Source organism: Bacillus sp. RC240 (genome assembly GCF_044907945.1).
GTDB classification, from domain to species: Bacteria; Bacillota; Bacilli; order Bacillales; family Bacillaceae_G; genus Bacillus_A; species Bacillus_A mycoides.
In genome coordinates, this window is sequence record NZ_JBIYCT010000006.1 from 210,050 (window position 1) to 236,361 (window position 26,312).

At 34.3% G+C, this 26,312-nt stretch carries 18 protein-coding genes, 5 pseudogenes and 1 riboswitch; of the genes and pseudogenes, 6 read left to right on the forward strand and 17 right to left on the reverse strand.

Going from position 1 to position 26,312, the window contains the following annotated elements:
• Positions 1-345: 345 nt before the first annotated feature.
• The 4 genes from ABH955_RS20090 to ABH955_RS20105 form a co-directional block, all read right to left on the reverse strand.
• On the reverse strand, positions 346-1,098 hold the full coding sequence (locus ABH955_RS20090; RefSeq protein ID WP_404491554.1) for a YhfM domain-containing protein: 753 nt from the start codon (positions 1,096-1,098) through the stop codon (positions 346-348).
• Between the two features lie 514 nt (positions 1,099-1,612).
• The gene (locus tag ABH955_RS20095; protein ID WP_404457070.1) at positions 1,613-2,392 is read right to left on the reverse strand and encodes an alpha/beta fold hydrolase; all 780 of its coding nucleotides are present in this window, start codon (positions 2,390-2,392) and stop codon (positions 1,613-1,615) included.
• A gap of 773 nt (positions 2,393-3,165) precedes the next feature.
• Complete coding sequence (locus ABH955_RS20100) at positions 3,166-3,657, reverse strand: MgtC/SapB family protein (protein ID WP_016127973.1); 492 nt, start codon at positions 3,655-3,657, stop codon at positions 3,166-3,168.
• Between the two features lie 25 nt (positions 3,658-3,682).
• Positions 3,683-5,179, reverse strand: coding sequence for an amino acid permease (locus ABH955_RS20105; RefSeq protein ID WP_404491555.1), 1,497 nt, complete (start codon positions 5,177-5,179; stop codon positions 3,683-3,685).
• Positions 5,180-5,268: 89 nt separating this feature from the next.
• Positions 5,269-5,414, reverse strand: a riboswitch (cyclic di-AMP (ydaO/yuaA leader).
• 432 nt (positions 5,415-5,846) lie between these two features.
• Between ABH955_RS20105 and tnpB the strand changes: the two genes are divergently transcribed.
• The 4 genes and pseudogenes from tnpB (at position 5,847) to ABH955_RS20125 (ending at position 8,342) form a co-directional block, all read left to right on the forward strand.
• Positions 5,847-6,968, forward strand: coding sequence for an IS200/IS605 family element RNA-guided endonuclease TnpB (gene tnpB / locus ABH955_RS20110; protein ID WP_404457067.1), 1,122 nt, complete (start codon positions 5,847-5,849; stop codon positions 6,966-6,968).
• 83 nt (positions 6,969-7,051) lie between these two features.
• Positions 7,052-7,477: pseudogene (locus tag ABH955_RS20115) on the forward strand (LysE/ArgO family amino acid transporter); the annotation flags it as partial.
• 141 nt (positions 7,478-7,618) lie between these two features.
• Entirely contained in the window at positions 7,619-7,915 is a 297-nt protein-coding gene (locus tag ABH955_RS20120) for a hypothetical protein (RefSeq protein WP_404457066.1), read from the forward strand.
• Positions 7,916-8,087: 172 nt separating this feature from the next.
• A complete protein-coding gene (locus tag ABH955_RS20125; protein WP_149191234.1) occupies positions 8,088-8,342 on the forward strand; it encodes a DUF1093 domain-containing protein in 255 nt (84 codons plus the stop codon).
• Positions 8,343-8,578: 236 nt separating this feature from the next.
• Here the strand turns inward: ABH955_RS20125 and ABH955_RS20130 are convergent, their stop codons facing one another.
• From ABH955_RS20130 to ABH955_RS20145, 4 genes are all read right to left on the reverse strand, one after another.
• The gene (locus ABH955_RS20130; protein WP_201053799.1) at positions 8,579-9,076 is read right to left on the reverse strand and encodes a DM13 domain-containing protein; all 498 of its coding nucleotides are present in this window, start codon (positions 9,074-9,076) and stop codon (positions 8,579-8,581) included.
• Positions 9,077-9,152: 76 nt separating this feature from the next.
• The gene (locus ABH955_RS20135; protein ID WP_033728918.1) at positions 9,153-10,232 is read right to left on the reverse strand and encodes a sensor histidine kinase; all 1,080 of its coding nucleotides are present in this window, start codon (positions 10,230-10,232) and stop codon (positions 9,153-9,155) included.
• Positions 10,229-10,942: a response regulator transcription factor gene (locus tag ABH955_RS20140; RefSeq protein WP_404449079.1), complete on the reverse strand. Its 714-nt coding sequence runs from the start codon at positions 10,940-10,942 to the stop codon at positions 10,229-10,231. The genes ABH955_RS20135 and ABH955_RS20140 overlap by 4 nt, the downstream gene beginning before the upstream one ends.
• Positions 10,943-11,476: 534 nt before the next feature.
• On the reverse strand, positions 11,477-13,681 hold the full coding sequence (locus tag ABH955_RS20145; protein WP_404457065.1) for an N-acetylmuramoyl-L-alanine amidase family protein: 2,205 nt from the start codon (positions 13,679-13,681) through the stop codon (positions 11,477-11,479).
• 558 nt (positions 13,682-14,239) lie between these two features.
• Here ABH955_RS20145 and ABH955_RS20150 point away from each other — a divergent pair.
• Complete coding sequence (locus ABH955_RS20150) at positions 14,240-16,354, forward strand: phosphatidylinositol-specific phospholipase C domain-containing protein (protein WP_404449074.1); 2,115 nt, start codon at positions 14,240-14,242, stop codon at positions 16,352-16,354.
• A gap of 431 nt (positions 16,355-16,785) precedes the next feature.
• A complete protein-coding gene (locus ABH955_RS20155) occupies positions 16,786-17,010 on the forward strand; it encodes a hypothetical protein (protein ID WP_000486589.1) in 225 nt (74 codons plus the stop codon).
• Between the two features lie 207 nt (positions 17,011-17,217).
• On the opposite strand, the gene ABH955_RS20160 is transcribed toward ABH955_RS20155, so the two are convergent.
• The 9 genes and pseudogenes from ABH955_RS20160 to ABH955_RS20200 form a co-directional block, all read right to left on the reverse strand.
• Positions 17,218-17,436, reverse strand: coding sequence for a hypothetical protein (locus ABH955_RS20160; RefSeq protein ID WP_404449072.1), 219 nt, complete (start codon positions 17,434-17,436; stop codon positions 17,218-17,220).
• Between the two features lie 401 nt (positions 17,437-17,837).
• Positions 17,838-17,936 (reverse strand): annotated as a pseudogene (locus tag ABH955_RS20165) (alpha/beta fold hydrolase); the annotation flags it as partial.
• A gap of 1 nt (position 17,937) precedes the next feature.
• Positions 17,938-19,311 (reverse strand): annotated as a pseudogene (locus ABH955_RS20170) (anthrax toxin lethal factor-related metalloendopeptidase); the annotation flags it as partial.
• A 157-nt stretch (positions 19,312-19,468) separates the two neighbouring features.
• Positions 19,469-19,822 (reverse strand): annotated as a pseudogene (locus ABH955_RS20175) (IS4 family transposase); the annotation flags it as partial.
• A gap of 331 nt (positions 19,823-20,153) precedes the next feature.
• Positions 20,154-22,583, reverse strand: coding sequence for an insecticidal delta-endotoxin Cry8Ea1 family protein (locus ABH955_RS20180; RefSeq protein ID WP_404457064.1), 2,430 nt, complete (start codon positions 22,581-22,583; stop codon positions 20,154-20,156).
• A 366-nt stretch (positions 22,584-22,949) separates the two neighbouring features.
• Positions 22,950-23,126: pseudogene (locus ABH955_RS20185) on the reverse strand (IS4 family transposase); the annotation flags it as partial.
• A gap of 307 nt (positions 23,127-23,433) precedes the next feature.
• Positions 23,434-24,384, reverse strand: coding sequence for a nucleoside hydrolase (locus ABH955_RS20190; protein WP_404457062.1), 951 nt, complete (start codon positions 24,382-24,384; stop codon positions 23,434-23,436).
• Positions 24,385-24,590: 206 nt separating this feature from the next.
• On the reverse strand, positions 24,591-25,262 hold the full coding sequence (locus tag ABH955_RS20195; protein ID WP_404457060.1) for an IS6 family transposase: 672 nt from the start codon (positions 25,260-25,262) through the stop codon (positions 24,591-24,593).
• 377 nt (positions 25,263-25,639) lie between these two features.
• Positions 25,640-26,248, reverse strand: coding sequence for an S-layer homology domain-containing protein (locus ABH955_RS20200; protein ID WP_404491556.1), 609 nt, complete (start codon positions 26,246-26,248; stop codon positions 25,640-25,642).
• Positions 26,249-26,312 lie beyond the last annotated feature (64 nt).

A 26,312-nucleotide genomic window follows, 5' to 3' on the forward strand; every position in this document is an offset into this window, starting at 1 on the left:
TATGAGTGCCCTTCCCCTAACTTGAACTACCATTTACTTTTAAGAAACATCGCTTAAAGAAAATAATATCATATTTGTTAATTTTTGAGAATGATGATTATTAACTGTTTGATTAAAAAATGTTTTAGACTATAGAGAAAAGTATTAGACTATTAAAAAATAGTTTTAGACTGAAAATATGCTTTCTGTACTTGAAGAAGAATGTGTTGGACGACTGGTGGGGTTCGAAGGATTGCAGAGTATAAGAAAACCGCCTGTGATGGCGGTCAATTTTTAACGTAGTAATGGAGTTCATGTAATTATCTAAAAAGTGCATCTTAACGAGGCTCATTAAAATATGTTGTTTTAATTTAACGCTTTTATGATGTTATCTACAAATATTTTATCGATTTCATGTCCTTGGTTTGTTTGCTCTGAATCCATAATTATTCCTTGTGATTTCTCTTTGTCAATCCACAAATAGTATGTTTGAATTGTTCCGCTTAAAAAGTGAACATTTACTTTGAAATTTGGCTTTTGTGTACTAGATGCATTTGAAGGTGTATCAAAGTTTGTAGTTTCGATAGCACTTACGAATGCTCCAACATCAAATTGCTTTACGAATATGTAGGTCTTATCCCCCACAACTTCAATAGATTCAACTGATTTATTTTCTATGGAGTTTACTCCTTCACCATCCTTCGCTGTATAAAGAAGTATAATACCATCTTCTGACTGTGCGCAATCTCTGAGCATATATACTAGACCATGCGTTTCTTGTGGAGTAACTAGTTTATTACATATATCTTTTCTATAGTTAGATTTGTACTTGTAAGTAAAAGTGAATTTTTCGTCTTTATAAGTTACAGTTTGTAAAGTTGGTACTTTTGCTTCCTCATCAGTTAAATAATTCTTAATTTGTATTTCATCATTTTTCTTATCTTTTACATTTTGAGAAAATATATCAAATCGTTCTAGGTTTCTAGATTTTTCTTTAGGTATATGTATAATAATCTCATTTTTGTTCGCGACAGTTGATGATTTCTCACTGCCATCGCCACAAGCAGATAAGGAAGCGAGTGATAAACATAATGCTCCAACAATTAATGTTTTCTTCAAATTGAGTTCCCCCCTAAAATATATTAATAATTTAATTATAGCAATATTACACTGTATTTCCTAAAAAACTTAGCGCTTCGAATAGGTTATAGAATACATATTTCTATATCATAATAAATCACAAAAAATGTGAGTTTGGGTAAATAGAGAAGAATGGTGCATTCTTACTTATTAATTAGCATTTAAATCGGAATATAATTTACTATTTTTCGATGAATTTATAGTTGTAATGAAATATAATTTTCCAATTAATCTCAAACTAGAAAAGTGTACCTTTTGTAGTATATAAAAAGAAGAATCCAAAATGGACTCTTCTTTTATAAATTTAAATGGGTAAGATTTAGATATGTCAGAGCATTCCTCAAATCATTCTGCAAGTAAATCCCAGAGTGGCACCTCATTCCCTAAATCGTTTCCGTACCCCAATTACAGCAAATATTTTACTGTCCGTAAGGCGTACTCGATTATTACGCTATCGTCCCTCCGTTTTTTTGAATTTAGGTCAAATTTTTAACTAAATAAATTGTGCCAATAGTTGGTTAAATTTCTCGCGTTCTTCCCAGAAAAGGCCATGACCACTATATTGAAACGGAACAAGCTGTGAATTTCTTATTTTTTCATTTAGTTCTTGAGCTTGTGCAAAGGGAATAACTTTGTCATGAATGCCGTGAACGATTAAAGTAGGAACATTAATTTTCGGAAGATCCGCATGTAGCTTCTCATCTCTTAATGTAGTTATAATAGCAGCTGTCGACCAACTTGCTGCTTGTAGTCCCATTTGCAAAAACCAGTCCGAAAATGGTTTAGTTATATACTGAAAGAAAAAGCCATCTGTTACGTCCTGCATCATTTTAGGTCGATCATTTAAGGTTTCTTTAAGATAGTTATTAGCAGTTTCTGCGGTAAATCCAGTTGGAGCGGCTGCATCAATAAGAACAAGCTTTGATACCCTAAAACCATTGTGACGAGACATATATCGAATTGCGATAGACCCACCGGTAGAGTGACCCACAAGAGTAAAATTGTTTATTTGAAGTGTAGCAACTACTGTGCGGATATCATCTGCAAGTCTGTTAAAAGTATAGCCGCTCATTGGTTTATCCGAATTGCCAAATCCCCTCCAGTCTATACCAATACAGCGATAGCCCATAGTAGGAAGAATATTAAACTGATATTCAAACTGTTTATGGCTTAACGGCCAGCCATGTAAAAATACGAGGGTCTTATTTCCCCCAGGGTTAATATCTTCTACATATAAATTCACACCTGACTCTACGGTAACAAAGTATCCCATGAAGATTCCTCCCTAGTTAATATAGTTACAACAATAGATATTCATTTTGGTTAACATGAATGAGTACCAATTCAAGTTATAGGCCAGGGAATCGAAACGGGACGGGCTTTATTGAACTAAACGTGTGTTCGAAAAGGTTTACCTTTTGAAAGGAATAAAACAAAAAGGAACCGGCTATGGTTCCTTTTTGTTTTGCATAATTTTTTATGAAATAACTCATTTTCTTAAAAAATATTTTTCAACGTCTTTGAAAATTGAAATTAGATCTTGAAATTGGCTTGATGACTGTAATTGTTCTTTGATTACTTTGTAGAAAGTATTTTTCATCAGTTCAAATATTGAATAAATTGCCCACTAATTATTTCTCTATTTGCCCATCTGGAATAGGTCTCTTTTATTATTATTGATAACGTTCGTGAACTACTCGCCACTTAGCAAAGCTTGAAGTGGGAGCTTCTCAGTTCCACGACGAAAGTACCCTTTCGTCTCCCTGAGCGTTACTTCGGGGTGTTCCACCCCTAGATGTCCAACGCTTGGACGCTCTTTTGGTACGGTTGATATTTTACGCAGGAACCGAATGGCTTGGTTTTCGCACTCTATTTTCTTCCTGCAACCTCATATATCAAGTTATCAAAGAACTTCATATAGCTAGTTTATCAAAAGTTTTGGCTATGCCAAACCGAAATTCATCTCTCACCTACCGTTGGGCTACGCCCTTCACACGCTTGAGGAAGGAGAATTCTTTCGGGGAATTAGTTAAAATTAGCTTCTCTTTAACAATCTTTTTTCTCTGATGATTTATGTTTTACTCTATAAGAGAGAGCGGTAACTTGTTGGGAATATTTAAAACCTTTTTCAGATTTTTCGGAAACCCATTTTGAAACAGGTCTTAGTAAACTATTTATGCTGACAATAAGAATGGTTCCTGTTATAGCTATAAGTAAATAGCCGCTACCTGCTAATGTTCCTACAGCCGCAGAACACCATAAGGTTGCTGCGGTATCCAGTCCTCGAACTGTCAATCCATCTTTCATAATAACTCCAGCACCTAAAAAACCAATCCCGCTTACAATTTGAGAAGCTATTCTTGTAGGTGTATTATCAGTTGGAGTGAGTACACTTAATAGTACAAAAAGTGCAGCACCAACGGAAACAAGTACATTTGTACGTAATCCAGCAATGCAATTGTGCCATTGACGTTCTAAACCAATTATTGCTCCAACAAGTATTGCTACAAGTAACCTGAGTAGAATGTCTAGTTCCATATTTCTGTCTCCTTAATTTCCATCCTTAATGATCATCATGCTCTAAATTGACTTGTTGTAATGGAATCACCTTTGTTTTTTTTATAATTTTATAGCCGAACCAAAATACAAGAAACAGCAGTAAACCAATATAAGTAGCAAGTACTTCATACCAATCGACATGTGACCCTATAAAGACTGAATAATTCTGTCCTAAAATAATAATATTACATATTACAAAAGCTAAAATAGGACCGAAAGGATACCACTTTGCTTGATACGGGAGCTTATTTAAATTCTTTCCTTGATGTAAAAAAGCCTGACGAAAACGATAATGGCTTATAGCAATCCCTAACCATGCAATAAATCCACAAAGTCCCGAAGCATTCAAAAGCCATATAAATGCTTGCCCTTCTCCAAATAAAGAAGCTGCAAACGCTACGATTGCCACAGCCGTTGTCATAAGTAATGCATTAATAGGAACACCTTGTTTATTTACTTTTTTTAAGCACTTTGGAGCTTTCCCTTCTCTTGCCATTACCCATAACATTCGGGTTGCAACATACATTCCAGAATTACCAGCTGATAGAACAGATACCAAGATAACTGCATTCATAAGAGAAGCCGCAAATGCGAATCCAATTTTCTCAAATACTAGTGTGAAAGGACTCTTTGTAATATTACTAATATCATTGTTAACTAGATTCGGATCTGTGTAGGGAACTATGACTCCAATTACACAAATGGTAAGTATGTAAAATAAGAGAATTCTCCAAAAGATTTGCCGCACAGCTTTTGGAATATGCTTTTCAGGAGCTTTACTTTCTCCAGCTACAATTCCGACCATTTCTGTACCTTGAAAGGAAAACCCCGCAATCATAAACACACTAAAAATAGAAAGAAAACCTCCATGAAAGGGTGCATCTCCAATTGTTAGATTGTGAAATCCAATGGGATTTCCTTTGAAAATTCCAACTATCGTGGCTATTCCTAACATAATAAACACGACTATAGTAATAACTTTTACAAGTGAAAGCCAAAACTCCATTTCTCCATAATGTTTCACTGAAAGAATATTAATTCCAAACATAAACAGGATGAATAACGCACTCCAAAGAATAGATGGACTGTATGGAAACCAATATTTCATAAGAATAGCTCCTGATGAAATTTCAACTGCAAGAGTAATAGTCCAGCTAAACCAGTAATTCCAACCAATCGCAAAACCAAATGCAGGATCTACAAATTTAGAAGCATACGTACTAAAAGAACCAGATGTAGGCATATACGCTGCCATCTCTCCCAAGCTGGTCATCAACAGGTAAACAATACACCCCATCAACAAATAAGCTATAATTGCTCCACCAGGTCCTGCTGTATGAATCGTATTTCCGCTTGCTATAAATAACCCAGTCCCAATGCTTCCACCTATAGAAATCATTGTTAAATGTCTCATCCCTAATTCTCTTCTTAATTCAGAAGGCTGGGAATTAGAAGGGAAAGAAAAAAGTGGATTTTTCGTTTTTATGGGTGTCTCTTTCAAGTGCCTCATCCTTTTTTTGAATTATTTTCCAGAAAAAGAGTATAAAAAAAGACACCAAAGTTCACCCAGTGTTTTTAAAAGTCACCATAGTATCCCCTCTCGAAACGCTTACGAGGTTAGCTGTCGGATTCGGGCCTTGAGAGTAGCCCTACCTTCATTTAAGAAGGATTCACCCCAAGTGCAATCGCACAAAATTTGGTTCCCCCGCTCCATATGGATTCAGCGAATAGTGATATGAATTTATGTACAATATATTACTCCTATGCCCTCTTGTTTGTAAACAAGAAAATAAACGTTTTTTCAGGGGTGGATTTTTCGCGCTGTACACTTTATTTATAATTTGAATTCTTAAATTAAGTTACATACTTTAAAAAAAGTGAGAATTACAAGTATAGTAATGCATGAAGAAGAGTTTGAATTAAATAAAAATACTGTGCCACATTTTTATCATTTTAGCCAAGAAGACTCCTTCCTCAAGGAACGTGAAGGGCCACAGCCTAGTGAGTAGGTGGGAGATGAATTGGCTTCGGACAAGGGATGGCAAGAGCCCTCTTAATTGTTCGACAGGTAGTAAAGTGTTACTTGACAAATTGTCATGATCATTTCACTATATGTCGAATGTACGTTCGGTGTATAATAGTTATATATTGAAATGGAGGTGAAACTTATGATTATCAATAAAGCATATAAATTTCGTATATATCCAAATAAAGCACAAGCAACTCTAATCAATAAAACGATTGGTTGTTCTCGTTTTGTATTCAATCATTTCCTATCTCTATGGGATAATGCATACAAGGAAACAGGAAAAGGTTTGACATATGGTACATGCTCTGCCAAACTCCCTGCCATGAAGAAAGAGTTTGTTTGGCTAAAAGAAGTGGATAGTATTGCGATTCAGTCGTCTGTTCGCAACCTTGCGGATGCTTATACACGCTTTTTCAAAAAACAAAACAGCTCCCCGTGTTTCAAATCTAAGAAGAACAACGTACAATCTTATACCACAAAACAAACAAATGAAAACATTGCTGTTGTAGGCAACAAAATGAAATTGCCAAAACTAGGTCTTGTTCGATTTGCCAAAAGTCGTGAAGTAAAGGGACGTATTTTAAATGCTACGGTTAGAAGGAACCCTTCTGGTAGATACTTTGTGTCATTGTTAGTGGAAACAGAAGTGCAAGAACTCCCGAAAACCCTTTCTTACATTGGAATGGATGTAGGGCTAAAAGACTTCGCGATTTTGTCAGATGGAACAACCTATAAAAACCCGAAGTTTTTTCGATCGTTAGAAGAGAAGTTGGCAAAAGTACAGCGTGTTCTTTCTAGAAGAATGAAAGGATCTTCTCGCTGGAATAAACAAAGAATTAAGGTAGCTAGAATTCATGAATATATAATAAATTCTAGAAAAGATTACTTGGACAAAATCTCAACTGAAATCATCAAAAACCACGATGTTATTGGTATAGAAGATTTGCAAGTATCGAATATGTTAAAAAATCATAAGTTAGCAAAAGCAATTAGTGAGGTATCATGGTCACAGTTTCGAACCATGTTGGAATATAAAGCAAAATGGTACGGCAAACAAGTCATTGTCGTATCGAAAACATTTGCTTCAAGCCAATTATGTTCTTGTTGTGGATATCAAAACAAAGACGTTAAAAATCTAAACCTACGTAAATGGGAATGCCCTTCTTGTAGTACACATCATGATAGGGATATTAACGCAAGTATCAATCTAAAGAATGAAGCGATAAGACTTCTAACCGCAAGGACTGCGGAGATAGCCTAATAAATTAGAGTTCGATAGAACTCTTTACTTAGGAATCCCCCACTTCTAAACGAAGTGAAAGTGGGGGTAGTTCAATGAGTCTATTATCTACTATCGTTTTACAATTTGAATGGCTACGACTTAGCCTAATGATTGCTGGAATTTTGTTTTTACTTTACATGGGATACGTTATTTGGAGGTCTGAGTCAACTACAAATAAAACGAATAAAGCATTACCAATCCGTCAACAAATCATCTTTGCTTTATCGGTTTCTTTATTAAACCCACATGCCCTCTTAGATATAGTTGGTGTTATTGGGACAAGTGCATTAAAATATGTCGGAACGGAACAAGTTATTTTTACAATCACATGTATTACAGTATCTTGGATTTGGTTCTTTGGATTAACGCTCGCAGGTACAGTCATGAAGAAACTAGATGGTACAGGAGGTTTAATGAACATATTCAACAAATGCTCCGCCCTATTTATCTGGGGAACTGCCATTTATCTTTTTATTGGATTAACATAACGTACAGGGAACCGGTTAAAGTGTTTGGCCTTATAGTATAAAATACGATTCCGCTAGGAATCTACTAGTATCCGTGTTCTTCTTCATATATTTGGGCCAGAACCATAAATATATATGATTTTAATTAAAAAAGAGGGTATTATGGTGAGGAAAAATAGGATAGGTACATTTATATCGATTTTAATACCGGTTTTATTGATTGTATTCAATGTTAACTTTATATACAAACTTACTCTAACTGTACTTCCAGGACTCTCTATTTTTTTACCTATATTTCTTTGTCCAATTGGATTTCTCTTAGCCATTTTGTCTCATATAGTAGATAAAAATACTGGAGCAAAGATCGGGATAATATTAAATGTGGTAGTATTTTTGATTCCTTTTATTTGGATGATATATTGCTCATACGACCATCATGCGCTAGATTCATCAGTATAGTCTTGAATTAAATGAGAGAGTATGGCGTCAGTTTAAACCAACCAATGATTCTTGGTGATTTGATGAGACGTATGTGAAAGTTAGAGGTCAATGGATGTAAATAGATACTTTCGTTTTAGTATCAGTAATAGTATATAAAATATCAAAACTGAAAGAATGTTAAAGGTGAAAAATGAAAAAAATAATAGCAATCGTATCGATTTTTTTGGTGGGAATTATTGCGTGGAGTATTGCTGATAAAGAAGATTCATTTGGTATTAAAAGCTGGATGACATCAGAATATTATGTTCAAATTAATGGAGATGGGCAAGAAAAAACGACTGAAGTTGATGATGGTACAAAAGTTAAAGACACTTGGTATACATTGAAAGCGTATAATGCATATGGGAATGAAAAAATTACGGGTGAATGCATATCTCCGTGTTGAAGTAGGTGGGAAATATAAAGATGAAGCTTATTATGGAATTGATAGATATGAAGAAGTAAAACCTGAAGATATACCTAAAAAAGCAAAAGAAAAGTTGGATAAAAAAAACTAATTACATAGAGGTCACCATACAGTGGTCTGCCCCCCATTTGTCAATTCAAATGGGGCAGACCTATTTTTTTCGTTAGCTTGATAGCGATGGGGCATGTACACACCCCACATTTTTATGTTCTTTCTTACTTTTCAAAATAAGCCGCACCAAAGTTTTCATTAAATCTCTTACACCATATAGAAACCGAACCATATGTACTTATATCTATCCCTTCAGGAATTTCATAGTTTTGGTCTCCTTTGTTTCCCTTTAACTTTCCTAATTCAATATACCGATGGTTGTTAACGTCTTCATTATCTTTCAAACGATTCGTAGGAACTAATACAACTCGAACATCTGGCCCGTTAGAAGTTGAAAAATTGGAAAGTCGTAAAATACGTTTTCCATTCGCTAATTGATGGATTGTTGCTGTTCCAGTTGTTTCATGGACACCATTTTGAAACTGACCTTCACTTATTACTCGTTCTTGTTGTTGTTTTGTTTCGTTTGATTGTATTTCTGTTTGTGGCAATGCTTCATTCACTTGCTTATCAATAAATAATTTCTCGGGGCGGAACAGAGACCATAAAATTCCTCCGACAATTATAAAACCTCCTATAATCAATACATGTTTTCTTTTCATAAAATAAAAAACCTCCTGTAACATACTGTATAGTAGTATGTTAACAAGGAAGTCTTTCATTTCTATAATATAAGTATTACAAAAGTCTTTCAGCGGTCTTATTTTTTTCTGATGTGATGGGAAGAGTAAACCAAAATTCACTTCCCTGTTTGCCATCTAAGCGATTTCTCACACCAATTTCTCCTTTATGCATTTCAATCAATGATTTTGCAATGGCTAATCCGAGTCCGGATCCACCAGATTGTGAACTTCTTGATTTATCCGTTCTAAAAAAACGCTCAAATATGCGTAATTGGTCATTTGGAGTAATTCCTTCTCCTTCATCGCGCAAAATGAATTGGACTTGTTGCTTTTTTTTATTTTCCTTTACAATCAATTCGATTGTTCCAGAAACAGGGGAATACCGAATCGCATTATCTAACAAATTACTGATGACCCGTGCTATTTTACACGGCATAATTAAAAGTCGAGGTAATGTATCAGGAACCTGCAATTGTAAATCGATCTGTTTGTTTGCTAATAAGAAAGAATGTGACTCTAGTACATCTAAAAGAATTTTGTCCATATGTGTAAAACTTGGATGAAAATCTACTTGTCCAATTTCTAACTTTGAAAGGTCAAATAAGTCATTAATTAATCCACTTAATCGATTTATTTCTTTTAAGGTCGTCTCTAAGTACTGCTTTCTCGTTTCAGGATCTTCAATTAAGTTATCTTGTAATGCTTCTATCATCAATTGTATGCTAGCCATAGGCGTTCGTAAGTCGTGTGAAATATTCGTAATCAGCTCCTTACGTGCCTTTTCCCCTTCTTCTAACTTAGTAAACCCTTCTTCTAAATTTTTAGCCATCCGTTGAAAGGCTGTTGTTAATTCTTTAAACTCCCGTGGTTCTTTTCCAATTATGTACATCGTTTCAAATTGTCTATCGCTAAATTGTTTCGTTAGTTCAATTAAATTTTGAATGGACCTCATGATAGGGCGTGTCATTAACCAGTAAATAAATGTTGAAATAATCAGTCCGACAACCGCAATTACTGTTAATAGCCGTGTTTGTTCTGGTTCAAGTAACATTTGCGTTTCACTATACCATATAGCAATTACCAAGATACTGGTACTTAATAAATTCATCAATAACAATTGAATACGTAAACTCATGTTTCATTTCCTCCATTTGGCTCAAAGCGATATCCTATTCCCCAAACCGTATGAATCCAACGATTCTTTGTCGTATGCTTTTCCAGCTTGTCACGTAAACGACTCACTAACACGGTTACTGTGTTTGTACCCCCTTCATGTTCAAAATCCCAAATAAGTTCAAGAAGTTGCGAACGGGAAAACACTTGTTTTGGATGCTGTGCCATGACATAAAGTACCTCGAATTCTTTCACAGTTAATTCCACGTTATTTTCACAAACGAGTACACACCTTGTCTTTGGATAAATTTTTAAATCTGGAAATTCTATCACTTCTGATAGATATTCTTTTGCTTGTATCGTTACCTGGCTGCCTCTTCTTAATATAATTTGAACCCTTAATACTAATTCACGAGGTGAAAATGGTTTTGTTACATAATCATCTGCACCCATTGTTAAGCCTAAAATCCGATTTCTTTCCTCTCCCTTAGCAGTTAACATAATAATAGGAACATTGGATTGTTGACGAATTTCCTCGCATAATTCCCATCCATCTTTTTTGGGCATCATCAAATCTAAAATAATCAAATCTGGTTGATATTGATGAAATACATCCCAGCCTTCCATTCCATTGATAGCTGTATATACTTCATATCCTTCTCTCTCTAGGTACCGTTTGCATACTTCTCGAATGTTTTCTTCATCTTCTACGATTAAAATTCTTTTTTTCATATATAATCCTCTCTTCTTTTTTACCAATCACAAAAGAAATGTTTCTCTTATTTACTTTAATCTAATAAATCTATGGAATCTGGATATACAGTTGCTATAACTGACAGTACTGCTAGGTTAGAATCCATTGCCCTGGTCTTATATTCACTAAAAATTATTAAAAGTGATTCTATAATACAGATGGTCATTTTAACATTTTGCTACTTGTATGACTAGATAAGTTCTGTTTATGTACCATCCTAAAAGAATAATTACGGGGGGGGGGGTGTTTAGTTTGTGGCGCATGGAATAGAGGTAACAATTGTATAGAAAGATTTGTTATATTTAAAAGCCTATATATGTACCTCCTATCCATATGGACAGGAGGTACATATATAGCATCATTCTCTACTTAATACTTTCTAACTTCCGCTGATGATTCATACCTGGTGAAGTTGTATTCTCAAGTTTTAAGATAAACTCAGCAGAAATAATTAGGTTGAGGGATTTCATTTGGAAAATCATATTTATAAAAAATAGACTATCTTTGGATCATTAATAACCTTTGTGTCCATGACTGTCAAATTTATAAGTCTTTCCATTAAGTTCAACTGTAGCGTTTTGATAAATTGAGCCATCTTCTTTGGCATAATAAGTAAAGTATCCGAAATAAGGGAAATGGTACCCACCACCAACATTGAACCATCCTTTCTTAGCTGCTCCAGAATCATCGAAATAATACCATTTACCATTGATTTCTTGCCAACCCGTTTGCATTTTACCCTTATTGTCATAATAGTAAAGCTTACCTTCTATTTGGTGCAACCCTGTCAGCAGAGCTTGTCCGTCATTATTAAAATAGTAAGTTTTTCCGTCAATGGTTTGATGGCCATCGAAAGTAGAGTGTTTGCCTTTTTCGAAATGATAATTTTTCCCATCGATTACCTTCCAACCTGAATAGGCAGCTCCATCCTCTAAGCTATAATATTGGATTGATAGGGGGGAACCAAGTTTTACACTGACTCCTGGATTTATTACAGAACCTGTTAGCTCGAAGGCCACTTGTTTGCCGTTAAGAGTTACAGTAGTTGGAGTACTTAGTGCTTTTCCATTCAGATCGGTAGCTCTTTCAAGTACGCCTTTGTCGGAAAAGTGAAGAATGACATGTTGATCATCTAGACGCAGTTGATTTTTATTAACACTGAAATCTTTAAAGTAGTAAAGCTTACCTTCTATTTCTTGCAGACCTTCTTTAACAAACGCTCCAGAAGCATCAGAATATTGCTCACCTTTCCAGGCTGATCGTTGCAGAACACCAGAATCATTGAAGTGATAGTTCTTACCCTCAATCTGTGCATTAGATGAATTTGGCAACGCCATCTCGTTAGATGCCGGATTAAAATGATACGTATTGCCCTTAATTTCCTGCCAACCCTTCAAGAGAACTCCTGAAGCATCTGTATAATAGTAGCTGTTACTTCGGTTTACCCAACTATTCGTTATCAATTTTCCAGAGGAATCGTATGCTGTCCATATAGAGGTATCACTTTTATCATGTTCGAACTTTACTCCTTCATATTTCTGTTTCTCATGTTCTTTACCAGGGTACCAGTCGATTAACCAGTTGTTAACTTCATCATTGTTTATTGTAGTGAAACTAATTTCAGATTTGTAACTCCAATCTGTACCGAATTTATGACCATAAGCATTACCAGCCAGACGTACTCCATTCTTGTTTACCAAATGAAACTGCCATTTATTATTATATGAAGCGGGGGCTGAGACAAGTTCAAACAATTCATCAGCACCAAACGAATCTGAATATTGGATCCCTCTATTGTCTTCTCTCCCTGAAAGATATTTTGACCCTGCTTTCACCAATACTTTATTGGTCCCTTTTTTATAGGGGATAATTTTATAAGGTTCACCGTGATTTAGTATACTATCTGGTAGTGTAATAGGTGTCTCTAGGGTATTGGTAATCTCAGCAAATACATTAGTTGATCGGTCATTAAAATCTGCTTGAGCTTTAGGATTATTCGTAACATAATTAGAAAGAACTTCTCTGTTCACTGGATGTGAAGTCAAAGTTGCCACCTTCTTTTGTTCTTCTGTTAAATAAGAAAAACGGTCCACCCCTAACCCTTTAAAACCATCTAGAGAATCTGCTCCAAATTTCTTCTTATAAAATTCGTCAACAAGTACTTTATTTTCACCGGATGTTTTTTCTACGTATACGGTGGTAACTTGATTAAGTGCAACTCCAGTTTTCCCTTCGTTCAATTGTGCTTGTGTAATGTAAAGAAGATCGTGCTCTGATACAGATTCTGCGAAGGGTTTCAAATCTACAATTGTACCGGGTTCTGTAATCTTAAGCTGTTGCCCCGATTTTAAGTCTTTCATCTCACTTTTTCCATCTGGGTAGAGTACTTTAATCGTTCTAGTGAAATTGGAATCTCCTTTTGTATGATGCACAGAAATATTAAATTCCCCAGATTTAAAGTTAGGAGCTCTGTAAGATACATTCTCTGCATAGGGGCCAGTGTAATTAGATAAGTCAGGATCCCCTACAGATATCCCAAGCTTTTCATAAACATCAGCCACTATACCTAATGAAGTAATAGTCACATCCAACACCGTGGCTAAACCTGCGCTAGCTTTGTTCTCTGCAACAGGGGCTAAAGAAAAAAGAATACCTAATGCCGCTGTGGCAGGAATTAATTTCCTTCCAATTCTAATCGTTTTAAAGTCTTTTTTCATTTTTGTTTTCCTCCATATTTCCTATATGTTTTTGAACATCTACTAGTAATAAAAATTATTGAGAGCATATCCTCTAGTAAGATTGACTTCATCATATCCAACAATTCTTTCATTTCTCTTTCACAAATGTTACAAAAGTCTTTCACGAATCTATTTTTTATTTTATGTATATAATATGTTACGAACAAAAATGATACCTCGTTTTTGTAAAAAATATACAAATTTAATTACAATGCTCTTTAAAGGTGGTCATTAAAAATAAACGTTTATAAAGGTGTATCTTTTGAAACAATTTTACAGAGGTATCATAGTTTCTTTTTATCACTAGATATTTGAAAATAAAAACTATTCATAAATATAAACTTTTACAGATATCCCCTTCTTAGTTTATTTAAATTTTGTATTCGAGTTTCATATTTGAAAAGATTTTCTCAATATGGATATTATGGTTATTTTCATTGTAAATATTCTAAATAAAAAGTTATTAATCTATAATTATTGAGTATCATCAGGATTAGAAAAATGAATAAAAAAATAAGTAGAGGAAGGTTGTGTAATATGGAATTAAAGGTGAACGATATCGAAATTGCGAGCAATGATAAAGGATATTCTCATGATTCTAGTATTGGGTATTCGAATCCAAACTGGATGAATAAAATGCCAGGCACTCTTAAAATAAGTGAGCTGTCTATACCTGGAACCCATAATTCCATGTCACGATATGGTGGTGGTGGCCTGTATCCAGATGACTATATTAAAACGCAAACAATGGATGTAAACACACAATTAAATTCTGGTATTCGATATTTGGATATTCGTTTACGTAAAGAATCGAACGCTCTCTTAAAGGCTTATCATGGATCTGTTAATCAAAATGCAATTTTTAGTAGTGATATTTTAGATAAAATCACTGCATTTTTAAGAACAAATCCAGGAGAGACAATATTTATGCGCGTGAAAAATGAATGTAATGGTCCTGGTACTGGAAAATGTACAGACGCTAGCACAACAAAAACGTGGGCGCAAATTTTTGAAGATAACTATTATAACAACGCTAGCTATAGTAATTATTTTTGGAAAGGCGCATCCAATAATCCGACGCTAAATGAAGTGAAAGGCAAAATTGTAGTAATGTCAGATTTTCCGACAGACGGAAAAAGATTTGGTATTCCTTATAATACTCTAAATAAGCAAGACCAATTTGATGTAGATGATAGCGCAGATGCCATGTATGCGAAATGGACTGCCGTAGGAAATCATTTGAAAGCTGCTAATGCAAGCGACAAACAGTCTATCTATTTAAATTATTTAAGTGGTAACGGAGCATGGAGATTTATTTCAATGGGAGCTGCACCTTATTTTGTAGCAAGTGGGTATCGAGGTAGTGGTACAAATGAAAGTATGAAAATGATTACGGAACATAGAACAGATAAATGGCCCGATTATCCACGTGGATACTATGGTCAGGTGTTTTATGGTGGAACAAATCTATTAACGACTCAATATATCCAACAGTGGCCTATTCGTCATACCGGAATTATTGCAGCTGATTTCCCTGGAAAGGGCTTAATTGATCGTGTTATTCGCTTGAATGAAAGGCACAATAGTGGAGATGTTCGCTACATAACACCAAAAGGATCTTCAGGCTTACGTGTTGGATTCGGTGGGGATGCATATTTACGTAATAGTTATGTGGTGTATCGAAACGGTACCTATATTGGTCACGTCGATAGTGGAAGTCCTTATTATAGTTATTGGGATAAAACGGATGTGGGACACGATCTTAGATTTGAAGGTTTAGCTCTATTTACGGGTGATAAGATTGACGTTTATGTAAAGAATGGTGGTAGTTCAACACTAATTAAAAGTCAAACGCTAACTGTAGATGAACAGGAAGGCGAAGAAGTAAGAATACCTGATGGCAAATATAGCATTGTCTCTGCTTTAAACAATAGCAGTGAAGTGGCTATGCAGACATCACTTTCAAATAATAGGTACAATGTAGTTCTATGGGGGCATACGAACAGGGAACTAAATGGACAATGGGATTTGGTATATGATTCCAATAAAAAAGCATATCAACTTAAAAGTGCATGGAAAATAGATGAAGCATTAACTTGGACGCAAGATTCAATCAACGTGTACACTTCACCGTCTATGGGGACATATGATGGAGCCTATTGGATATTAAAACGAGCTGGGAATGGATACTTGTATTTAGAAAACAAGGCCAGTAAGACGGTATTAGACGTAACTGGTGGAGGAACTGCAAATGGCACGAACATTAATGTGTGGGGACAGGTTCAAGGGGCGCAAAACCAAAAATTTAAGTTGATTCAACGAACAGAAAAATTAGAAGCACAAATTGATTCTTTGTACAGACCACAACCCGGTCAAAAGAATAGATCCAGTGGTAATTTCTCATTAGGGCATCTTGCTGACGGCACAAGAGTTCAAGTATCGATAGAAGGTCCTGGTGCATCAGTACTTAACTTCAGAGTGATGCGTGATAAATCTGGTGATACAGACCCTACAATTTGGTCGAATGTTAAACATGGTTCTATCGTAACGATTCCTTCAGGTGCAAATAAAAATAACCTGTATATTGCTAATCCAGGTGGGTATTCAGGGAATGGGACTTTTAAAGCAAAATTCCAAACTTTACAAAATTAACTAATAGGGGTCACCATACATGCCCATCAAGCTAAGGTTTTTAAGTACCCCCTAAATGAAAATTTTCTTTCTCTATAGCTAGTTACTTTGAGAAGTCAGCGCATTTTTTCGTTTTAGGGGTGTTTTTCTTTTCTTAAGTTGATGGGCATGTGGCGGTACCCCATGGCTATCAACCTAAAATTTTATAATACCCCCAAAACGAGAAAATTGGCATCTCCAGGTGAAAATATACATTTTTTGTTTTGGGGCAACTAGTTTCATTAGCTTGATGGGCATATTGGTGGAACCCCGAAATGGACATTTGAATAGATAATGCCTTCCTTAAAATAACCTTAATTAAAACATAGTTTTGATAATATATGGAAAATAAATGGTACAATTTTCTGGTATAACCTAAATAAAATTTATTTTAGAAAAGGGGTAGAAGGGAAATGTTCCAGAAGTTCAAGTTTTATTTAATGAGCATTTTAATTAGTTCAATGTTAGGCGGAATTATTATAGGTGCTAATTTCTTGGTCCATAACATATATAATTTAGTTGCAGGTAAAGAATATCATTTTAATATGTGGTCTTCTATTATTATATTTAGTGTTGTATTTATTTCGGGTTTCTCGTATGCGTTGAAGAAGGGGCCAGATATATTTGTTAATGATTAAACCAATAGCAATTATTGTAGGCGCTGCCGTGATCTGGGTGGCGTCTTGTTTGTTGTTAAGGAAAGATAACAAAACTAAATTTCCTTAAAATGAAAAAAAACGCCATCCTTTCCTATGATTCTACAGAAAGAATAGCGTATTTGTTCTTTTTATGGATACATTTTTTTAGCTCGATGGCGATGTGGTGTTACCTCAAATATAATTATTTTATTTGAAGGTCTCTTTTAAATTTTTTTCAAATCTTTTCATAGGTTGATATACAAGGACGTGTAGTGATAAACCTATCACCGCAGTAATGTTTAAAATAATACTTATAAACATTAAAGACCATTCTATAACTGGAGAAAAGTATCCGTTCGTACTTAATGTAGAAGAACTTACACCTAGTATTAAAATCACTATTAGTAAAGGTAAGTTTTTAACCAATTTGAATCCCCCTTTAAACACAATATCTTTATATTATTATATCACACACTAGGTTATGTAATTAATATAAGATAGTTATCTATGGGAATTTAACATATTTTTTCATTTGGGGGGTAACCTATTTATTAGCTTGATAGCGATGTGGCGGTACCCCTTACTGTAAAGAGATAATAAAGTTATTGAATTTTGTTATGAAATATATAAAAGCCTTGCACATTTTATTGTACTAAGGCTCTTTAAAGTTGTTTAATTTCTATCCATTTAATTGCATTTGCACTCAAAAATTAATAATAAAGTTATTTAATCCTTATTGAACTAAAGCACCTGTTAGTTGAATAATAACAAAATGAACTGACAGGCAACAGATATGGAAATTGGGTTGAAAAAGATATTGATTGTATTTACTTGCTTGATTCGCAAACCGAATTGCTCCTAATTAGCCAGTCTTTGATTAGTTCTTGTACTATTTTACGTTTTTCTATTTGAAGCATATGACCCGCTTCTATTTCCCATGATTTCCTTATTGTACACAACACTACCAGATGAATTCTGTACTTTAATACTTGCATACGTATTATTAAAGTAAGAATGTGGTACACCTGCTTCTAACTTCACCTGCATTTTCTCTGTTTCCCTATTATAATCTACTTTTGCGATTTCTCTATCACTATAACCTTTTAAAGTCCAACCAAATTGATTTCCGTCTAAAACCGTTGTTTCTGGCATTTTTTCTACTTTCTTCAGACCTTCTTTTGTAACCTGATACCTTGCTGTCTTTCCAATTGTTTCATTTTTTTTATTTTCAAGATTGGTTAAAGTAGCTCGTGTCTTTTCCTTTTGTGCGTCTCCTTCTATATGAGTAAATTCAATGTAATCCCCCACTTTTACGGGAACTGTTTGAGTTCCAACATTTTGTTGTCTATTACCCACGATTTTTTTATTGTACACAACAATACCCGATGAGTTCTGGACTTTAATACTTGCATACGTACTGTTAAAGTAGGAATGTGGTATGCCAGCTTCCAATTTTATCTTCATCTCTTCTGCCTTCTTGTTATAATCTACTTTTGCGAATTCTCGATCACTATATCCTTTTAAGGACCAAGCAAATTGATTTCCGTCTAATAGTTCATTAATAGGTTCTGTTGAATTGGAATCCCCTTGAACTTTTTTAATTAATAAATCTATGCATCTATAAGTCAATGGAGCCTTATCTTTTAGCTCTTGCTTGGATGATTCGCTGAAATAATAATATGTAAAACATTCCGCAAAATATTCTTCCTTATTTTCGTAATATTTACCCGGGAAAAACTTCTGTCTCTCTTGACTAAAAGGAATATTAAACAAATCAGTATGACTTATATTTAAAAAAGCCACTCGATCAATTGCATGCGCTATTTCATGAAGTTCTAAATTAATGGAACCATGCCCCTTTCCTCTTTCACTAAAACCTATTCTAGCCATTACAGGTTTTCCACCAATATCAGATCCCACACCTGGTACATCATCCCAGGTCAATTGTTTTCCTTCGGCATTGGTATGTCCTTCCCATCCTCGTGGAATTAATCCCTTTAGGTCCCTGTACTCGTCAGACTCAGTGATAGGATAATTAACAAGTTTTACATATGTTCCGTCTGCCACTAATTTATCAAGTATGCCGCTTTTTATTTTTTTTATTCTATCAACCATATGTTGTGCCTCTTGATATTCTTCCACATTATTTCCTCTTATATCAATATGAATAAGCCTTTCATTTTTAGTCTGTTGTTCTTTTATAAACTCAAGGTTGTTTAAAGTTTCGGCTGCAAGGGGATGGTTTGTAAGGGAAATAGACAGAATAAATATCAATAATATCAAAATTGTATTTTTTTTCATATAAATCCTCCCGTTATATGATTTTTAATAACCCTTTGATTAAATAGGGATATTTCAAAAACAAAATTGATAGTGATTGAAGAAATAAGCATTCCTTTTAAAAGCCTCATTTCATGATTCCAATAATTCTGGGTTAATTTTATTTTCCATACTGGCTTGCCTTTTTATATTGTATGTATTGAAGGTCTTTTAAATGAAAACAACCTAAATCTCGGATACATAAATCATTTGCTGTTACAGTTGGGACACACAGAGAGCCGTAAGTGCGATCATGTTGTTTACCTGGACCTGTATGAATATGTAGGAACTGTCCACCTGGATAAACCGATGAAAATACATCTGGGAGTTGAAATGCAGTTGAATCTAAAATACGAGTATGCTTGAAAACAGAAGTGTATGGAGAAGAAATCGGCATAGATGCGGCCAATTTTTTGCTAAGTAGTTCGGCTAGTAGGGGGTGTAAAAGTAGGACGGCCGCCTTATTAAACCGTTGATTCAGTCCCTCAGGACTTGATGAGTGCTTCGATTGATGCGACTTACTTTAAAAACGGACTCAAGTTCATTTAGTGAATAATTACCATCCTCCTATTCTTTCAATATGTTAAATTTATCCTCCGTAGAGTAAACTTTTTTAGACATTAACAAAACTCTCCTTCAAGCAAACAGATTTTTATTTTTTTTCTGTCTACCTAAAGGAAAGCATATCAGTTTAGAAAGAATAACGTTTTCTTGGTACTTAGGGGTATTGTTGATGGGCATGTATGGTGCTCCTATCAGTATATCCAAGTTTGATAAACCATTTTTATATGTTTCAAAGTTTTTACATCAGAACCCATATTAGTTTAGCTTTTTTTTGCACCTATAACTTGGACATCATCAAATAATACATTAGATGTTCCATTTGACGTTAGAATCCCAACATGAGTGTTTGCTAAATCCCTACTTGTAATAAATTCTAGTTGTATTTCTTGATAGCCTGCTTTCCCCTTAAGCTCGACTGTTTTTGTTATTCGCTCATGTTTCAAATTATCTGTGAATATCGTTACCTTTTGTCTCTCATTTCCATCATTGGAATTCAATTTCACTTTTATACTCAAGGTATATTTAGAGAATGGTAATACTTGATCTTGAATATAAGTCCAAGTATCTCCATTTGTGCCAATCATACCAGCTTTCCCTGTGATACCTCCATTTACAATACCACCTAGGTTAATCCAATTTAACCGTTGATCGTCAAAATTATCCCGCGCTATCACTTGATCCCGTTCCACAGGTTCTAATTCAATTTGATCTAAGGAGAATTTACCTTGTGAATTTTCCAATTTCAAATCATGTGCACCTTTTGTTAACTTAACAATAGGGCCTTCTACAATCTTGTAAGAACCATATTCTCCTTTAACAGTGTCCGCTGCATTTCCAGTAATAGGAATAGTAGTGTCATCTATTTTTGCATAGTTACCACCAGGTTTTCTATGTGAAAGACTGATTTTAGAATTCTCGTTAGCTGCAACCTTATATCTAATTTTATATTCCTGTTCTTTAGAGATTTCGACGCCATATGCTAAATAAGAATTGGTAGTATCAGTTTTCATCGCTTTTTGCTTAGCATGTATAGATTCCACTTGTGGTTGAAAATTGCTCATTCCACGGTTATACTTTGCAGCTGGGATTGTTGTTATCATATTTGTCATTAGATAAGTGGATGACTGTGTAAGATTCTTGTCGACAAACCCAAATACTACTGCATCAATACCTTCAAATCCTGGATAGGTACTTCTGTTAAATGCGTGAATTTGAGAAAGTTTTTGATTCGGATATTCAAAAATATCTTCTTTGTATGATCCGCCTGAAAAATATCTACCAAAGTAAGGGTTATCTCCCCCAGTATCAAATTTAAAGTCAATATAATTAGGAGTACGGCTTGATTGCGCCTTAACTCTAGTAATCGGATTATCAGAAGGATTTATAAGAGTCTTTAAAGCCCCCCCACTTGCATTTCCAGTCCATCCAGGAGTAATCCAATTGGAACCACCATTCTGCTTATCAGAAAACCATGGTTGAATAGCATCAATACGATCAAAGGACCGTATATCAAGCTTGTGCAGATCCCCTTTATATTCTTGAGAATCTAGGATCTTTTGTATGTTTTCCCATGTTGTTCCTTCCCCTGTTCCTCCTTGTGGTATGACTGCGCCTTTAATAGAAGAATAAATTTGCCTAGAATTTTCTTGCATTACGCCTTTAGAATATGTTTCAGGATTTGTTGCTGGAAACAAATCTACAAAATCTAAAACACTTAATGTATATTCCCTTACATAATCATTAATATGATTCCATCTGTCAGTATTTCTATTTGGTTGTTGCGTATTAATCTCTTCAGCTTCTTTTTTCCTTTTTTCCAATCCATCATTATATACTTTCATAGCATAATTCGTATATTCTTGAATAAGTTTTTTCTGATTATCCTTATATCCTTGCCATTGATCTTTATCCATTCCCCATTCTTCACCATATAAAATCATATCTCTCTGTAATAAGAGATGAGCATTTGCAGCTTGCACAAAGATTGGAGCTGTTATTTGTTGATATACAGAATCATTTGATTTTTCAGGCGTTTGAATAACAGCAATAAATTCTTTCAACTTCCTATCTGCTGCTCGGACAGCTTCAATCACTGGTGTGCCAGGCTCTTCTACTCTTTTTAAGCTATTTTTACTGTCATTATATATTTGGAGAACCCGTTGATACTCTTTTATCGCTGACATAGCCCCATTAAATTCAGCACCCATAAGATATTTATGATAATCATTTATTTTACTATCTATTTTTTCATCGATGTATGTTTCTAATTGCCTCCACATATCCGTTCCGTTAGCATCATTAGTAGGAATAAACACACTCCAAATACTTGCTAAAAGACTAGCTGGTGGTGGTAATAATGATAATCCTGTTGTCATCATGCCTTTTAGAAAAGAAATAGTACCCGAACCAGCATCCCCTTTGTTCTTAATATTGACTAATAAAGGTTGCCACTGATTGTTATTAAATGCATCTATAAATTGTGAAAAAGTTACTCCCTTATAAGGGTTCTCAAACCAACCATATGAATCTATCGGAAGGCTATTTTGATTAATATTTTTTGTTTGATTTTCTTGTAAATCTTCTTTTTGTTCATTTTCTGCAAATGCCGTATAAGCAGTTGGAATGTAGGTTCCAGCAAATACACCTGTAGCTAATGCGATAGATAATATTTTCTTTTGTTTCTTTGTCATAAAATCCCCCGTTCCCATAAGTAAATCCCCTTATGCTTTGTTCTTTGGGTGCTTCTGATACAAAAATTCAGAAATATTTTCTTATCAAATTCATGCCTATAGTCTTGAAAATAGAAGAAGTATACTCTAATTTCATTGGGATATAGTCTTAATAGTAATGATTGACACAACATTTAGCAATTCTATGAAAATCCCCGCCTTTGATAGCTATTATGTTTATTTAAAAGTGTATTTTTAAATATTCCTCTTAATAAACGTAGTAAAAAAAGAAAATTCAATGTGAAAATCATACACTAAAGGTTAACTATCATTTAAAAAGACATAATATTATAACTTTTCTTACATTTATTGAGTTTTAATAAAAGGGCTAGCGACTCGTTGACTAATCCAGATATAAATGGTGGCTAAATCTGAGCCAGAAAACTTACGTTTCTGCTTTACAAACCCAAGTTCTCTTGCAAGTTCTTCTAAAAATACAGGTGTCACATATCGTTGTAATTCCTCTGCAAATGTTTGTAGTTCATCTTGAATCGAGAAATTCATCAAAAAAAGTCATCCTTTCTAAATAAGCTAGATTAGAAAGGATGACTTTTTTTGGTACTTGAGGGTATTAAAATCTCTTAAGTTGATGGGTAAAGGGTAGCACCACATGGTCATCAAGTTAAAATTTTAATGTACTAGCAATTAGGGGGATTTTATTTTGTTAGCTTGATAGTGATAGGATACAGCCAACATTTCGGAAGTTTTGTATGCTAGACGAATTTCAACCTAATAAAGTCGAATTCCGGTACATTAAATGCAGTGATATTTCATTCACATAATCCGTATTATCTGAAGTTAATAAAGTCTGTTACACTCTCTTCTTTAGGAATGTTTCCATAATATCCTTCTTGAATCTTTCATAATCAAACTGAAAAGCTACATTATGTGTTTTATAGCCTGGATTAGTAACAAAACGAAAGTCTGCAATGCTTTGACCAAATCCCTCCCCTTGATCAGGAATGACTTTAATGGGTACCCTTGAAAGGCTAACAGCCTCTTGATTCAGCAAATACCACACTGTTACAAAATCATGCATAGGACTTCCACTTATACCAGGATTAGACTTAGAATAGAAATTATAATAATAATCTAACATAGGTTTGATGATGAGTCCTGCAAGATCCTGTGTATTCCGATGAAACTCATCTATTTTCTGAACCATTTCGGGTGTAACAATCGCATGTTGAGTCACATTTAAAGGAATAATTGTCAACTTCTTCGCATGCTGCAGAATTAAGTTTGCTGCATAAGGGTCTGCGTAAAAGTTAGCTTCAGCCACGGCAGTTACATTACCTGGATAGAAAAAAGCTCCCCCCATGCAAATACATTCTTTAACATTTCGCATTGTTTCTAAATTCAATACAAAAGTCGTAGCTAGCGAAGAAAGTCTTCCTAAATTGATAATTGTAAGATCTTCTAAATTTGATTCTATAATTTGATAAATATCATTTAAAGGATAAACTGGATATGAAATTTCAGGGGGAATGATAGGTCCTAATCCGACTTTTCCATGTACCTCAGGGAAATACTGAATCAATATACCTGTCAACGGTACAGAAGCACCAAGGAATACAGGTATCTCTTCTCTTCCCGCAATGTACTTCAAATAGTTAATATTTCTTATTGCATTTTCTCTTGATACATTTCCATAATCGGCTACAATTCCTACAAGATGAATGTCTTTACGAAAAAAGGTATACAGTATAGCAAACGCATCATCAATCCCCAAATCTGTAAACAGGAGAACCTTTTTTTGCATATCTCTTCCTCCCAAATCTATAGAATCCTACTTTCACTAATGATGTAGTGATCAGACTAAGCTTGTATGCATATATTTTATGTATTCTTAAAGAGTGGATTCTATTCACTTGAAATAGCTTTGCTCATCTAAATTTGATATTATGTCAAGGGTTCTGTTGCAAAGTTTCTTAACAGAGAAAAAGCTGGTATGATTGCAGATGGGTTTTATTCAATCGTTAGTAATTGTTGTAATTCATTATACGTCGAAAAAACGAAGTTTGGTTGTTGCAAACTTCGTTTTCGTTTATATAAAGCATGAACGGTTTCAATACCTTTCAAGGTACGTGAAGCATGACGAAGGCTTTGAAATCCTGTGGATTTGGCAAAACGCCTTTTTACATGTCTATGGTCTTGTTCAATGAGATTGTTCAAATGTTTGACTGTACAATGAGTTGTACGTCTATAAAAACCTTGTTCTTTTAATTTGTTAAACGCGCAAAGTAGCGCTGGGGCTTTGTCCGTTGTAAGAACCGTTGGTTCTCCAAAAGCCTTCACCAATCTTTTCATAAAGGCATATGCTGCCTGATGATCTCTTGTTTTTCGAAGTTGAATATCCAATGTATATCCATCCTTATCGATCGCACGATATAAATAACGCCATTTTCCTTTCACTTTTATATAAGTTTCATCTAATTTCCACGATGATTGTACCTTTTTGTTTTTCTTTTTCCAGATTTGATAGATCAAATTTCCATATTCATGGACCCAACGCATAATAGTTGTTGGATGAACCGATATGCCACGCTCTCTCAAAAGTTCAGATACATCGCGATAGCTTAAAGAAAAACGACAATAGTAGCTGTTTCTTTTAAATAAAGTTTGATTGAAATTCATCATAAATCCTGCTACAACAACATTTCTTTTAAAATGTATTCTTTAAAACGGTTAAACTTTTTTCAAAACGGTACGACTTTATTTCAAATCCACACTTAGAAATTGTTTTTTAATTTTCAACACCTTATATACCGTCTTAGTGCTTGTATTTTAAAAATAGACTATAAAAAATGCACCTCTAATTGTCAATTATGTGACTAACAATTAGGGTGCATTTTTTGATCAAATTAGTTAGTTTTTTCAAAACCTATAACTTTGATTAGAGAAAAGATGAATTGTGTTGATATAAACTTTTTTACACTCAAAATGATGAGTCAATTTCAAAACAAACTGGTACGAAGCCTATATAGGCTTCGTATTAAAACCATCTTATAATAAGATTAAATAGGCTTTGGTACAAAATTTAGATTTAAGTTGATTGCTCTATATAAAAATACAGCCATTTCTGCTCTTGAAACATTCGCTCCTGGATTGAAATTTTTATTTCCTGTACCACTTGCAATCCCATTGCTATATAAAGCTTTTACATATTCATTCGCCCAATGATCTTTCATATCATTAAATTCATAATTAGCTTTGATTTTCAAGTTAAATGCTTTTGTTAACACTACTGCAATTTCAGCCCTTGTCGCAGCGTTTTTTGGATTAAATGTCTTTTCCCCATTTACTGAAAAAATACCGCTCTTCGTTAAGGACAAAATTTCTTTTTTAAATGGGCTATCATTTATATCTGTAAAAGGATTATCACTTGTATCCGGCAGTGATAAAGATTTATATAAGACGGCTGCTAATTGTTCACGTGTAAGATTATCATTTGCACCAAAGTAACCATTCCCATATCCATTTATAATTTTATTTCCTGCCATATATGATATTTGTTCATATCCCCAATGACTTTCTGGAACATCTAAAAATACATTAGGAACTTTAATGAAATTTTCATTAAAATAATACCATTTATTATCTACGTCTTTCCAATCTGTAACCATAGTACCATTTTCGGTGAACTACCCGCCACTTAACGTCCTAACGGACTGTTTGAAGTTGGGGCTT

Excerpts from the sequence above, each read along its gene's own strand:
- ABH955_RS20095 (WP_404457070.1), bottom strand. The coding sequence starts at position 2,392 with ATGGGATACTTTGTTACCGTAGAGTCAGGTGTGAATTTATATGTAGAA.
- ABH955_RS20135 (WP_033728918.1), bottom strand. The coding sequence starts at position 10,232 with ATGAGTTTACGTATTCAATTGTTATTGATGAATTTATTAAGTACCAGT.
- ABH955_RS20120 (WP_404457066.1), top strand. The coding sequence starts at position 7,619 with ATGGTGAGGAAAAATAGGATAGGTACATTTATATCGATTTTAATACCG.
- ABH955_RS20195 (WP_404457060.1), bottom strand. The coding sequence starts at position 25,262 with ATGATGAATTTCAATCAAACTTTATTTAAAAGAAACAGCTACTATTGT.
- ABH955_RS20130 (WP_201053799.1), bottom strand. The coding sequence starts at position 9,076 with ATGAAAAGAAAACATGTATTGATTATAGGAGGTTTTATAATTGTCGGA.
- ABH955_RS20125 (WP_149191234.1), top strand. The coding sequence starts at position 8,088 with ATGAAAAAAATAATAGCAATCGTATCGATTTTTTTGGTGGGAATTATT.
- ABH955_RS20100 (WP_016127973.1), bottom strand. The coding sequence starts at position 3,657 with ATGGAACTAGACATTCTACTCAGGTTACTTGTAGCAATACTTGTTGGA.
- ABH955_RS20180 (WP_404457064.1), bottom strand. The coding sequence starts at position 22,583 with ATGACAAAGAAACAAAAGAAAATATTATCTATCGCATTAGCTACAGGT.
- ABH955_RS20200 (WP_404491556.1), bottom strand. The coding sequence starts at position 26,248 with ATGGTTACAGATTGGAAAGACGTAGATAATAAATGGTATTATTTTAAT.
- ABH955_RS20190 (WP_404457062.1), bottom strand. The coding sequence starts at position 24,384 with ATGCAAAAAAAGGTTCTCCTGTTTACAGATTTGGGGATTGATGATGCG.
- ABH955_RS20140 (WP_404449079.1), bottom strand. The coding sequence starts at position 10,942 with ATGAAAAAAAGAATTTTAATCGTAGAAGATGAAGAAAACATTCGAGAA.
- ABH955_RS20145 (WP_404457065.1), bottom strand. The coding sequence starts at position 13,681 with ATGAAAAAAGACTTTAAAACGATTAGAATTGGAAGGAAATTAATTCCT.
- tnpB (WP_404457067.1), top strand. The coding sequence starts at position 5,847 with ATGATTATCAATAAAGCATATAAATTTCGTATATATCCAAATAAAGCA.
- ABH955_RS20155 (WP_000486589.1), top strand. The coding sequence starts at position 16,786 with ATGTTCCAGAAGTTCAAGTTTTATTTAATGAGCATTTTAATTAGTTCA.
- ABH955_RS20150 (WP_404449074.1), top strand. The coding sequence starts at position 14,240 with ATGGAATTAAAGGTGAACGATATCGAAATTGCGAGCAATGATAAAGGA.